Here is a 13255-nt window from a genome sequence, read left to right as displayed (position 1 = left end):
CTTAGTTCAAACCTTTGAATTCAGCTTTACCGCGATATGCAGCATGAGTCAATTCTTCAATACGAAGCAATTGGTTGTATTTAGCAACACGGTCAGAACGACACAATGAACCAGTCTTGATTTGGCCCGCTGCTGTACCGACTGCAAGATCCGCAATGGTAGAATCTTCAGTTTCGCCTGAACGGTGTGAAATCACTGTAGAGTAACCATTTGCTTTCGCAAGGTAGATCGCATCTAGAGTTTCAGTCAAAGTACCGATTTGGTTGTATTTAATAAGAATAGAGTTACCCACTTTCTCATTAATACCGCGTTGTAAAATCTTAGGATTCGTAACGAACAAGTCATCACCAACCAATTGGATTTTGTCGCCAAGGATTGAAGTCAGGTAAGACCAACCTTCCCAATCAGACTCGTCCAAACCATCTTCAATCGAGATAATTGGGTATTGTTTTACCAAACCAGCTAAATAGTCAGAGAATTCGTTGCTTGTGAAAGCTTTGTTGCCTTCGCCTGCAAGAATGTATTGACCATTTTTGTAGAATTCTGAAGATGCACAGTCAAGCGCAAGCATGATGTCAGAACCAGCTTTGTAACCCGTTTGACCAATTGCTTCAAGAATAACGGTAATTGCTTCTTCGTTCGAACGCAAGTTCGGCGCGAAACCACCTTCATCACCAACTGCAGTATTTAAACCTTTTTTATTTAAAACTGATTTTAAAGAATGGAAGATTTCAGCACCGGCACGTAACGCTTCAGAGAATGAAGTGAAGCCTACTGGCTCAATCATGAACTCTTGAATATCAACATTATTGTCTGCATGTGAACCACCATTGATGATGTTCATCATTGGTACAGGCATAGTCAAGATTGATTGACCACGTAAGTCTGCGATGTATTGGAAAAGAGGAATTTTCTTTTCTTCAGCAGCAGCGCGAGCAGCAGCCAAAGACACTGCCAATGTTGCGTTTGCGCCTAATTTTTCTTTATTTTCAGTACCATCCAACGCGATCATCGTGTTATCGATGTCTTTTTGTTCGAATACTGATTTACCAACTAGAGCATCACGAATTAACGTATTTACGTTATTAACAGCAGTGCGAACACCTTTACCTAAGTAACGTGATTTATCACCGTCACGAAGTTCTAAAGCTTCACGAGAACCAGTTGAAGCACCAGATGGTGCACATGCACGGCCAACTACGCCAGATTCTAAGATTACGTCTGCTTCGATGGTTGGGTTACCACGAGAGTCCAAAATTTCACGTGCACGGATGTCAACGATTTGACTCATGAACAATTCCTCAGTTGATTGAATAACTAGATGCTATTTAAAGCATCAATGAGTATCTAACTTTTTGAATCCTTTAACCAAAGTATCCAATTCTTTTAATTGCGCCAAGAACGGCTCAAGCTGTGACATACGCAGTGCGCATGGACCATCACACTTGGCTTTTTCTGGATCTGGATGTGCTTCCAGGAATAAACCAGCCAAACCAGTTGCCATACCTGCGCGCGCAAGCGTGGTGATTTGCGCACGGCGTCCACCTGCTGAATCCGCACGACCACCTGGAGTTTGAAGCGCATGCGTTACATCAAAGAACACAGGAACATCCATTTCTTTCATGATGTCGAAGCCCAACATGTCTACAACCAAATTGTTGTAACCAAATGCCGAACCACGCTCACAAATAATCAGTTTGTCATTTCCTGCTTCTAAACACTTATGCAAAATATGACGCATTTCATGTGGAGCAAGGAATTGTGCTTTTTTGATATTGATGATGGCATCCGTTTTTGCCATGGCTTCAACAAGGTCAGTCTGGCGACTCAAAAATGCGGGTAACTGAATAATATCAGCCACTTCAGCTACAGGCGCAGCTTGGTAAGGTTCATGTACGTCAGTAATGATCGGTACATTGAAATGTTTTTTAATGTCCGCTAACCACTCAAGACCTTTTTCCAGACCGGGGCCACGGAAAGAGTGCAAACTAGAGCGATTGGCTTTATCAAAACTTGCCTTAAATACATATGGGATATCTAAACGTGTGCAGATATCAACATAAGTTTCAGCAATTTCAAAAGCTAAGTCTTTAGATTCAAGTACGTTCATGCCGCCGAATAGTACAAATGGCAAGTGGTTTGCCATTTGTATATCGCCTAAACGTACAATTTCTTGTGGTTTTAATTGTGACATTTAAACTTTCCTAGTTTATTCCTAGAGCAACATTATTTGGTTTTTTGATACTGTTTTTTAGCAGCGTCAATAAAGCTAGCAAATAATGGATGTCCATCACGTGGCGAGCTGGTAAATTCCGGGTGGAATTGTACAGCAATAAACCAAGGATGTTGAGGAATTTCAACAGTTTCTACTAAATGTTGTACTGGTGAATAACCTGAAATTTTCATGCCCTTTTCTTCAAGCACAGGAATATAACGGTTGTTCATTTCGTAACGGTGACGGTGACGTTCAATAATGTCCGCGCTACCATACACTTCACGAGTTTTAGTACCTTCAACCAATTCTGATTTTTGGGCACCCAAACGCATGGTTCCACCAAGATCAGATTCAACACTACGTTGTTGAACTTCACCACGCTCATCTAGCCACTCAGTGATCAAACCAATCAATGGGGATTTAGTTGAACGGTTAAATTCGGTAGAAGTAGCATCCGCAATACCGGCAACGTTACGTGCATATTCAATCACTGCAAGCTGCATGCCTAAACAGATACCAAGGAATGGAACACCATTTTCACGTGCGAATTTAATCGCCTGCATTTTGCCTTCAGTACCACGCTCACCGAAACCACCTGGAACCAGAATCGCATCAGCATCTTTTAATACAGTTGCAACATCTTGGCTTTCAAGTTCTTCAGCATTTACGTAGTCGATTTGAACTTTAACGCGGTTTTTAATACCGGCATGTAAAAGTGCTTCGTTTACAGATTTGTAAGCATCTGGAAGTTCAACGTATTTACCAACCATCGCTACACGTACCGTGTATTCAGGATTCAGTAATGCTTCTACAACATTATCCCAATCTGTTAAATCAGCTTCAGGAAGATCGTTATAACCAAAACGTTCACAGATTAAATCATCAACATTTTGTTCGTAGAATGTACGTGGAATCTGGTAGATCGAACGTGCGTCTTTACATACCACAACGGCACGTGCTTCAACGTTGGTAAATAATGCAATCTTACGCGTAGTATCGGCATCTACATCGTACTCTGTACGGCAGATCAAAATGTCTGGCTGAATACCAATCGACAAAAGCTCTTTTACAGAGTGTTGTGTTGGCTTGGTTTTAAGTTCAGCTGCAGATTTGATATATGGCAATAATGTTAAATGCATCAGCATGGTACGTTTATGACCAAGCTCAACCATTAACTGACGAACAGATTCCATGAATGGGAGAGATTCAATGTCACCTACTGTGCCGCCAATTTCAACAATCGCAACGTCATAGCCTTCGCCTGCGCGAAGAACACGTTCTTTAATATTATCCGTAATATGTGGAATAACCTGAACAGTACCACCGAGGTAATCACCACGACGTTCTTTATTGAGTACGTCTTGATAAACACGACCTGAAGTGAAGTTATTCAGTTTGGTCATTTTCGCACGACGCAAGAAACGTTCGTAATAACCCAAATCTAGGTCAGTTTCAGCACCATCCTCTGTGACAAAAACTTCACCATGTTGGAAAGGACTCATTGTCCCTGGATCGACATTAATGTATGGATCCATTTTGACCATGGTTACTTTTAAACCACGGGCTTCTAAAAGTGCAGCAACTGAAGCAGCTGAAATACCTTTACCTAGTGATGAAACTACACCACCAGTCACGAAAATAAAATGGGTCATTGGGTTTCTCGTACAATCGAGCCTAAATCGGCCTGCAATGTTGCGCAATTTTACTTTACTCTGTACCTATAAAGCAAAGTCATTCCGCATCAATTCAAAGAACAATAAACAATTGGTTATTCTATCAGCATTTCCGATAAAAAATTAGAGGGACTTTATAGGATTTTCATCTTGGTATTTGCTGTTATAATGGTTACATCCTATTAATGCTTTGTTTTGTGCAATTATGAATAAAAATTTTTTGATTTGTGGCGCTATTGCAGCAGCTTTATTATTAACAGCGTGTGTAAAAAAAGAAGCACCAAAGGAAGATGAACAAGAAAAAGTTGAGACCACTCAACAAATTGAACAAGTGGATGAACCTATCCAGTTAGAACCATTAGATTCAACTGAAAATACACAAGTTGAAACTCCTGCACAGGTTGAAGTAGAACGCCAGGAAACTGCGAATACAACGACTGTAATTCGTCGTGAAGTAACTCAACCAGCGACCACTGAAGCTCCAAAAGCTGTGGCAGCAAAGGCTGAAGCACCTAAAGCCGAAGAAAAACCGACTCAAGCAACACCATCAAAATCAAATTCTGCTACTCAGTCTGAAGATGATGCGGTTGCTGCTGCAATTGCTGCTGCAACACCTGCGCTTGAAAACTAAGTTAAATTTTAGTTTAAATGCAAAAAACCCAGTGATTTTACTGGGTTTTTTATTAGATGATTCATCCATATTGGATCACTATGGATGACAATTTAATTTTAATCCCAAAAAAAATAATACTGATAAAAATAGAAACTACGCTATTCTTTGAAATGAAAAAATGAATTAAAAAATTTAAAACTTAATACCTCCTCTACTCCACTGCAATACAAGAGCCGAGTAATATTTGAGTTAAAATACAGATCACTTTGTAGGGTTTTTAAGAATGTTAAAAAAATGTTGTGACCTACTTGAACAACATCAATTAAAGATTGCTTTTATCGAAAGCGCCAGCTCTGGCTACCTTTGCAGTCAATTTTCCATTTGCAAAAACAGTGGTGCAGAAATTTTACTGGGTGGACTGGTCAGTTATGATCCTTCCATCAAGATTGATATCCTGAATATTGATGCCGAGCTTATAGAAAAATACACGGCCGAATCTGCCGAAGTCACAGAAGCCATGGCGATCCATGGAAAAAAACTATTTACTCACGCAGATATTATTGTGGCGTGTACCGGCTTACTCAAACCTGGTGGTAGTGCAACAAAAACAAAACCCGAAGGCACTTTTTTTACCTCAATTTTATACTTAAATAAAATGCACAACTTTCATTATTTTATTGATGGAACGCCTTTAGATAAGCTTTCTGTCTTAATCCAGCATATTGCAGCAGAAATCATCAAACTCATTGATGGAGTTTAGTTATATTGAAATTCAAAACTTTTATATTCGGTTTAATCCTGCTCCCCTGCACCAGTTTTGCAACTGTGGGAGGACCTCATAATGTAGAATTCTTAGGTTATGATGTCAAAGACCAAAAAGTCTATCTACTCAAACACTATGAAGATGGTCGTGGTCGTCTGCCACAACTCTACTATTATCAATTTAAAAACAACAAGCAACCTGAAAAACTCATTCAGGTTAATTCGCTTTATATCAACCCTAAAACCAAGAAGATTGATTACGATCAAGACAGCACACAATTTAATAAAGACATTTTAAAAATTAAAAAAAGATTAGCCCCCTTAATTGCTGTAAATAAAACATCTGCCAAAGTCCAAATCGTGAAAAAAACGCGCGTACAAAAATCTGCAAGCTCTGGATTTGATGATTTAATCACTGAATATCAGTATCGTTATAAAGTGGTTACACCGCAATTAAGTAGTCTACAACATACAGCTAAAGCCTATAAACCCAACTTAAATATTTCACAAGCCTTCAAAATTCCGCAACACAACAAAATGGTTGTAGCCGTTAAATACTTGGGTATTCCTTTTGAAACGGGCTATAGCATTGAAGATCCTGTTTTACTCACACCAAAAAAAATAAAAAGCTAAAGAATAAAGCCTCCGAAGAGGCTTTATGACAATTTGAGAAATTTATGCTGCAGTACGATCTGCAATCGGCACCACTTTACGTAATTCTGGACCGGTATAATCCGCACTTGGGCGAATAATACGATTGTCCGCGCGCTGCTCCATCACATGCGCTGCCCAACCGGTTACACGGCTCATCACAAAAATTGGTGTGAACAGTTTGGTTGGAATGCCCATAAAGTGGTACGCAGATGCATGGAAAAAATCCGCATTACAGAATAATTTCTTTTCACGCCACATCACTTCTTCACAACGTACAGATACAGGATAAAGTACTGTATCACCGACATCTTTTGCCAAACGCTCAGACCAAATTTTGATTATGCCATTACGCGGATCATTGTCTTTGTAGATTGCATGACCAAAGCCCATGATCTTTTCTTTACGCTCAAGCTTGCCCAGCATTTCACGTTCAGCTTCTTCCGGAGACGTCCAGTTTTCAATCATTTCCATAGCTGCTTCGTTTGCACCACCGTGTAATGGACCACGCAGTGAACCAATCGCACCGGTAATGCATGAATGCATATCAGACAAGGTTGAAGCGCATACACGTGCCGTAAATGTTGAAGCGTTAAATTCATGCTCTGCATACAAAATCAGCGATACATTCATCACCTGTTCATGCAATTCATTTGGTTTTTCACCATGAAGTAAATGCAGGAATTGTGCACCAATAGAATCATCATCGGTATTTTCTTCAATACGTACGCCATCATGGCTAAAACGATACCAGTAGCAGATGATTGCAGGTAAAGTCGCCAAAATACGATCTGCAACATCTTGCTGTATATCGAAAGATTGTTCTGTTTCCAGATTACCGAGCATAGAAACACCAGTACGCATCACATCCATTGGATGAGAATCCGCAGGAATACGTTCCAGAACTTCTTTCAATGCCTGCGGCAAATGGCGAAGTGATTTCAATTTGGCTTTATAAGCAGCAAGCTGTTCTTTGGTTGGCAATTCACCAAAGAAAATCAGGTAAGCCACTTCTTCAAATTGACAGTTTTCAGCTAAGTCTTGCACATCATAACCACGATAGGTTAAGCCTGCACCGCTTTTACCTACAGTAGATAACGCTGTTTTACCTGCTACTTGTCCGCGCAATCCCGCGCCGGTGAGTACTTTTCCTTCAGCCATTTTTAATTCTCCATTTTGAATTATTTATTTAAACAATTTATCCAAGGTGTTTTCGAACGTATGATAATCAAGGAATTCGTAAAGTTCTTTACGTTGTTGCATCTTATCCAATACGTTAACTTGCGTACCATTTTCACGAATAGAGCGCATCACTTCCAACGCCGCTTTTTGCATTGCACGCGTTGCTGACAGTGGATAAAGTACCATACTGATCCCTTGTTCACCCAATTCATCTACCGTGTAATAAGGTGTATCACCAAATTCGGTAATGTTTGCCAGTACCGGCACACCGACAGCATCACACACCGTGCGATACATGGTAATGTCAGTCATTGCCTCAGCAAAAATAGCATCCGCACCGGCTTCTACACATGCACAGGCACGATCAATGACTGCCTGCAAACCTTCTTTTTGCAAGGCATCAGTACGCGCCATCACCACAAAGTTTGAATCGGTTTTCGCATCGACAGCAGCCTTAATACGGTCAACCATTTCCTGCTGGGTCACAATTTCCTTGTTCGGACGGTGACCACAACGCTTTTGTGCAACCTGATCTTCAATATGAACGGCTGCAGCGCCTGCCGCAATCATTTGTTTAACCGTACGAGCGATATTAAATGCACCGCCCCAACCAGTATCAATATCCACCAACAACGGAGTATCTACACGTTCAGTAATACGACGTACATCTTCAAGAACATTATCTAAACTGGTCATACCCAGGTCAGGTAAACCATAAGAATAATTGGCAACACCTGCACCCGATACATAAATGGCTTTATAACCCACTTCTTTCGCCATCATGGCTGCGTAGGCATTCACTGTGCCGATAATTTGTAATGGTTTTTCCACTTCCAGTGCTTGTCTAAATCTTAAGCCTGCAGACATTTGTTGTGTCATATTCCTTTCCACAGTTTTCACTTTACTTATCGAATTCCGAGTATATCCATAAACACCTTCATATCTATGACTATTTAGAATTTATACTCTAAAACTTTAGTCAAATATTCACCAAAACTATAGTGTTATTTCGATTCTTCATAATTGTGAGCAAATAAGACAAAACTGTTATTTTAAGAAAATGTGTGCATATTTTTGCTATCATTGCAAATGATTTCATTTCTTTGATTATTGACGTTATAGACCATATGCACGAACTCGCTCAATTAGAACCCCTCGCTCGTGATACTCCACAAACAAAACGTGGTCATGAACGATGTCTGGCGCTTTTACTCAGCGCAAATGAGCTATTTTTAGAACGTGGTTATGATGCAGTGTCTTTGGATGATATTGTCCAACATGCTGGGGGTTCCAAAGCCTCCATCTACAAATTTTTTGGTAATAAAGAAGGTTTATTTACTGCCATTTGTGATTATCGCCGTGAACAATTTTTTAAAGATATCTGCCTACCGTTTGAACAAGATAAAGATAATTTAAAATCTTACCTGATTAATACCCTGCTTAATTTTCATAGACACCTATTACAACCAGAAAATGCTGCATTTATGCGTCTCATTTTAGAACGCACCCAACACAATTCAGAGCTTGCTTTATATATTCATGAACAAGGTCCAAAACATATTCAAAATGCCATTGCTTGTGCTTTAGAAAAGGCGCATAACAATGGTCTATTAAAATGTGAACAGCCTATTTATTCTGCCCAATTCTATTTTGGTATTTTACGAAATTTGGAATGGCGAATTTTAATGGGTATCCCAATTCAGGAAAATGATCAGGAAACGATCAAATACATCAATTATTGTGTTGATCGCTTCTTGGAAGGCCATCAAAAAGTCTAGTTTTTTTGCAATTTTGCCTGCTTATAGTATATTAATCGATTCCCTTTTTACTTAACCAACCAACAACTAATTGTTGTTTTGTTTTCTATTCAGCAATTATTGTGGAGTAACCATGGCTCTACGTCACTTTCTGACCTTACGCGATTTATCGACTTTAGAACTTAACCAAATTCTGCAGCGCGCGATTGAACTTAAACGCAAGCAACATAGCAATGAGGTGTTCCAACCTTTCGTCGGTAAAGTTATGGGCATGATTTTTGAAAAATCGAGTACCCGCACACGTGTTTCGTTTGAAGCAGGTATGAGTCAATTCGGTGGTAGTGCAATTTTCCTGTCTTCTCGCGACACCCAATTGGGTCGTGGCGAGCCGATTGAAGATTCCGCACGTGTGATTTCAAGCATGCTTGATATTATTATGATCCGTACTTTTGGTCATGACATCGTAGAACGCTTTGCCTCTTATTCAAAAGTACCTATCATCAATGCCTTGACCGATGATCATCACCCTTGCCAGTTACTTGCTGACATGCAAACTTATCTAGAACACCGTGGTTCTATTGAAGGTAAAACAGTTGCATGGATTGGTGACGGCAACAATATGTGTAACTCTTATATTGAAGCAGCACATATGTGGGGCTTTAAATTAAAAGTTGCTGCGCCTAAAGGCTATGAACCACAAGAGAGATTCTTGTCTGAATTTGCTCACTGTGTAGAACTTGTTGATTCAGCTGAAGATGCAGCTGTGAATGCTGACCTGATCGTGACTGATGTTTGGGCAAGTATGGGCCAAGAAGAAGAGCAAAAAATTCGTGAAAAAGCATTCGCTGATTTTCAGGTTAATGAAAAACTCATGGATTTAGCGCATCCAGATTGCCTGTTCATGCACTGCCTACCTGCTCACCGTGGTGAAGAAATTTCTGAAAATATGCTGGACCATAAAAATGCCGTGGTTTGGGATGAAGCAGAAAACCGTTTGCATGCTCAAAAAGCCTTGGTTGAATTTTTACTGAATGAAAATTTAAAGAAAGACTAATTGATTAGAAAAATCTTAAAAAGATTAAGCACCTTCGGGTGCTTTTTTTATACTCAAATGACTATAATCAATCCATAACTTTTATAAGTGATTATAACCATGTCTTTAAAAATAATCGTTTTATGCCTAAGCAGTTTGCTTTTAGTCAATACCGCACAAGCCAAAGCTACAGAACTCGACCAATATTTGCTTAAAAAGCAAATCCTCGACCAAGCTTATAAAATTAAAGACACCAAAGCATTGAATGAAATTTTAGATGTCATAAGCGACGAAGATTCTCGTACTATGCCATTTCAAGTTGATCAAAACACGGTGATTGAGCAATTGCGTTTATATGCCGATCATATTGATATTCAAGGCATCATTACGACCCCAGACTTCACCCAGTTTGCTGAAGATATTGGTGATAAAGAAGTAAAACTTCTGATTAAACAAAATTTAATTCAAAATTGTCATTTATTCTTTGAGCATGAATTTCAACGCATTAATCCTTACCATGTTGCAATCAAACTCAGTTCAGATAATAAAAATTATCATATGAAAATTAAAAATACTGAATGTCATTTTTAACCTGCTCAGTTGATACGTTAGTGTTCTAACGTATCAACCCTTGTGGCTGTAAAACAATAATCATCGCACCCAATATCACTACCAAACCACCCAATAGATCCCAGCGCGTCAAAATCACCTGATCGACATAGCGCAGCCACATTAAAGCGCTAAAGATATAAATTCCGCCATAGGCTGCGTAAATTCGACCCGAAGCTGCGGGATGCAATGTAAGTAACCACACAAATAGCGCAAGGCTTAAGGCTGTTGGAAGCCATAACCAATGTGATTTTCCTTGATTTAAAATTAGATATGGAAAATAACACCCCAAAATTTCTGCTATTGCTGTGACAAAAAAAAGGCAAACCGTCGTAAGTACCTTGGTAATTTGAATATCCATGAATTCTTATATCGTTTGATTCGCTCCTTCTCTCTTTGAAAAGAAGGTCAGAATGAGGGTGAATAAAAACAAAATAACCCGTGCGAACACGGGTTATTTTAACAATCTAGATGCTTATGCAGGTTCAGCAGTTTGATCTTCAAATACTTCCAGTTTCAAGCCCACTGCTTTGCCATTTTCTTTCTTCACAGAAACCGCAACATTACCACCGTGTTCTGCAAGCTCACCAAACAGAATCATCTCAGCAAGCGGTTTCTTCAAATGTTCCTGAATCAAACGTTGCATTGGACGAGCACCCATTAAACGATCATAGCCATGTTCAGCCATCCATTCACGCGCACTTTGATCCACTTCAAGAATCACTTTCTTATCATCAAGTTGCGCTTGCAATTCAGTCAGGAATTTATCCACGACATTTTCAATCACAGTGGTTGGCAATGCATTGAATTGAATCACACCATCCAAACGGTTACGGAATTCAGGCGAGAATGCTTTCTTCATTGCATCCTTATTGTCATTACTATTGTCTTGTTCCATAAATCCGATACTCGTGCGAGAAATACTTTCCGCACCAATATTGGTGGTTAAGACAAGGATCACATTACGGAAGTCAGACTTGCGACCATTGTTATCGGTCAATGCACCATGATCCATAATTTGTAATAACAAATTAAACACATCTGGATGGGCTTTTTCAATTTCATCCAGTAGCAATACGCAATGCGGATTCTTATGAATCGCATCCGTCAGCAAACCACCTTGGTCAAAACCAACATAACCCGGAGGTGCACCAATTAAACGTGAAACCGCATGACGTTCCATATATTCAGACATATCAAAACGAACCAGTTCCACACCTAACAGTTTAGCCAACTGTTTAGTGACTTCAGTTTTACCCACCCCAGTTGGACCTGCAAATACAAAGCTACCCACGGGTTTATCGGGTGATTTCAATCCTGCACGCGACAATTTGATAGCAGAACCCAGTGCTTCAATTGCATCATCCTGACCGAATACCACGCGTTTAAGATCACGTTCAAGATTACTCAATACAGTCTTGTCGTCTTTCGAGACGGTTTTCGGTGGAATGCGTGCAATTTTAGAGATGATATCTTCGATATTTTCAACCGTGATTACAGTATCATCTTCCTCTGCTTTCAAACGGCGCTGTGCACCCGCTTCATCAATCACATCAATCGCTTTATCCGGCAAGAAGCGATCATTAATAAATTTCGCTGACAACTCCACAGCTGCCACCAAGGATTTATCGTCATATTGAACGTGATGAAAATCTTCAAATTTAGATTTTAAACCACGTAAAATATCAATTGTTTCAGAAATAGAGGGCTCATTGACATCGATTTTCTGGAAACGACGCGACAAAGCATGATCTTTTTCAAAAACTTGGCGATATTCTTGGAAAGTGGTTGAACCGATGCAACGTAATGAACCATTCGACAAGGCAGGTTTAATTAAGTTTGATGCATCCATGGTGCTGCCCATACTAGAGCCGGCACCAATAATCATGTGAATTTCATCAATAAACAGAATCGCTTCTGGTTTCTTTTTCAACGCATTCAACAATTGTTTCAAGCGTTTTTCAAAGTCACCACGGTATTTTGTACCTGCAACCAAGGCGCCAATATCCAAGCTATACACTTCTGCATGAGCCAGTGGTTTAGGCGCTTTACCGTTCACAATCAGCCAAGCCAAACCTTCAGCAATCGAGGTTTTGCCCACCCCCGGATCACCGACGAGTAAAGGGTTGTTTTTACGGCGGCGGCAAAGAATTTGCGCAGCACGTTCAATTTCTTTTTCACGCCCAATTAAAGGATCTGTTTTTCCTTTTTGAGCTTCAGCATTCAAATTGGTGGTATATAAATCGAGTGGCCCTGCATTTGAAGAACTCGAGGTTTCACCATCTAAGTCTTCCACTTCTTCTTCGGCTTGCACTTCTTCTTTGCGCGTACCGTGAGATAAATATTGAGTTAAAGTTAAACGGTTAATTTGATGACGTTTAAGCAAGTAAACCGCAAAGGAATCACGTTCAGAGTACATCGCAACAAGAATATCCGCACCTTCAACAGTTCGATCACCACCGCTAGATTGCACATGGAAAATCGCACGTTGCAGAATACGATCAAAACTTTCAGTCGGATGTGGCGCCTGATCGCTATGTTCGCCTAATTTAGGGGTGTGTTGTTCAACGTATTCTTCTAGTTCTTTACGCAGAACGATAATGTCCGCACCACACGCTTTAAGCGCATTTACAGCAGAGTCATTATCAAGTAAAGCCAACAATAAATGTTCAACCGTGAGAAACTCATGTCTCTTTTGACGAGCCATGCTTACAGCCAAACGTAAAGATACTTCTAATTGACGACTGAGCATGTAATCCC

The 13255-nt window shown here is 39.9% G+C and carries 13 protein-coding genes; 6 read left to right on the top strand and 7 right to left on the bottom strand.

What is annotated here, in order from left to right; all coding sequences use genetic code 11:
* Nucleotide 1: 1 nt before the first annotated feature.
* Genes eno through pyrG form a run of 3 tightly spaced genes read right to left on the bottom strand, consistent with a single transcriptional unit; the run spans nucleotide 2 to nucleotide 3867 of the window.
* A complete protein-coding gene (gene eno, locus HLH18_RS10330; RefSeq protein WP_171546759.1) occupies nucleotides 2-1291 on the bottom strand; it encodes a phosphopyruvate hydratase in 1290 nt (429 codons plus the stop codon).
* Between the two features lie 45 nt (nucleotides 1292-1336).
* Entirely contained in the window at nucleotides 1337-2194 is an 858-nt protein-coding gene (gene kdsA, locus HLH18_RS10325; RefSeq protein ID WP_131291032.1) for a 3-deoxy-8-phosphooctulonate synthase, read from the bottom strand.
* 32 nt (nucleotides 2195-2226) lie between these two features.
* The gene (pyrG, locus tag HLH18_RS10320; protein ID WP_171546758.1) at nucleotides 2227-3867 is read right to left on the bottom strand and encodes a CTP synthase; all 1641 of its coding nucleotides are present in this window, start codon (nucleotides 3865-3867) and stop codon (nucleotides 2227-2229) included.
* A 226-nt stretch (nucleotides 3868-4093) separates the two neighbouring features.
* Between pyrG and HLH18_RS10315 the strand changes: the two genes are divergently transcribed.
* The 3 genes from HLH18_RS10315 to HLH18_RS10305 all read left to right on the top strand — a co-directional run bounded on the left by HLH18_RS10315 (nucleotide 4094) and on the right by HLH18_RS10305 (nucleotide 5896).
* Complete coding sequence (locus HLH18_RS10315; protein WP_171546757.1) at nucleotides 4094-4519, top strand: internalin; 426 nt, start codon at nucleotides 4094-4096, stop codon at nucleotides 4517-4519.
* 265 nt (nucleotides 4520-4784) lie between these two features.
* Nucleotides 4785-5261: a CinA family protein gene (locus HLH18_RS10310; protein WP_171546756.1), complete on the top strand. Its 477-nt coding sequence runs from the start codon at nucleotides 4785-4787 to the stop codon at nucleotides 5259-5261.
* Nucleotides 5262-5263: 2 nt separating this feature from the next.
* Complete coding sequence (locus HLH18_RS10305) at nucleotides 5264-5896, top strand: aminotransferase (protein ID WP_171546787.1); 633 nt, start codon at nucleotides 5264-5266, stop codon at nucleotides 5894-5896.
* Between the two features lie 42 nt (nucleotides 5897-5938).
* Here HLH18_RS10305 and prpC read toward each other — a convergent pair whose 3' ends face one another.
* Together prpC and prpB are read right to left on the bottom strand one after the other, a co-directional pair.
* Entirely contained in the window at nucleotides 5939-7075 is a 1137-nt protein-coding gene (prpC, locus tag HLH18_RS10300; RefSeq protein WP_171546755.1) for a bifunctional 2-methylcitrate synthase/citrate synthase, read from the bottom strand.
* Between the two features lie 24 nt (nucleotides 7076-7099).
* Nucleotides 7100-7975, bottom strand: coding sequence for a methylisocitrate lyase (gene prpB, locus HLH18_RS10295; RefSeq protein ID WP_067724715.1), 876 nt, complete (start codon nucleotides 7973-7975; stop codon nucleotides 7100-7102).
* A gap of 248 nt (nucleotides 7976-8223) precedes the next feature.
* Here prpB and HLH18_RS10290 point away from each other — a divergent pair, with 248 nt between their 5' ends.
* The 3 genes from HLH18_RS10290 (at nucleotide 8224) to HLH18_RS10280 (ending at nucleotide 10477) form a co-directional block, all read left to right on the top strand.
* Entirely contained in the window at nucleotides 8224-8874 is a 651-nt protein-coding gene (locus HLH18_RS10290) for a TetR/AcrR family transcriptional regulator (RefSeq protein ID WP_171546786.1), read from the top strand.
* A gap of 112 nt (nucleotides 8875-8986) precedes the next feature.
* Complete coding sequence (gene argF / locus HLH18_RS10285) at nucleotides 8987-9907, top strand: ornithine carbamoyltransferase (RefSeq protein WP_086193398.1); 921 nt, start codon at nucleotides 8987-8989, stop codon at nucleotides 9905-9907.
* A 99-nt stretch (nucleotides 9908-10006) separates the two neighbouring features.
* The gene (locus HLH18_RS10280) at nucleotides 10007-10477 is read left to right on the top strand and encodes a hypothetical protein (protein ID WP_171546754.1); all 471 of its coding nucleotides are present in this window, start codon (nucleotides 10007-10009) and stop codon (nucleotides 10475-10477) included.
* 25 nt (nucleotides 10478-10502) lie between these two features.
* On the opposite strand, the gene HLH18_RS10275 is transcribed toward HLH18_RS10280, so the two are convergent.
* Both HLH18_RS10275 and clpA read right to left on the bottom strand, forming a co-directional pair.
* Nucleotides 10503-10856: a YnfA family protein gene (locus tag HLH18_RS10275; RefSeq protein ID WP_171546753.1), complete on the bottom strand. Its 354-nt coding sequence runs from the start codon at nucleotides 10854-10856 to the stop codon at nucleotides 10503-10505.
* Between the two features lie 114 nt (nucleotides 10857-10970).
* Nucleotides 10971-13247, bottom strand: coding sequence for an ATP-dependent Clp protease ATP-binding subunit ClpA (gene clpA, locus HLH18_RS10270; RefSeq protein ID WP_171546752.1), 2277 nt, complete (start codon nucleotides 13245-13247; stop codon nucleotides 10971-10973).
* Nucleotides 13248-13255: the final 8 nt, after the last annotated feature.

This window comes from Acinetobacter sp. ANC 5414, from assembly GCF_013004295.1.
In the GTDB taxonomy this organism is placed as follows: domain Bacteria; phylum Pseudomonadota; class Gammaproteobacteria; order Pseudomonadales; family Moraxellaceae; genus Acinetobacter.
This window is presented reverse-complemented; position numbering and strand designations above follow the sequence as displayed.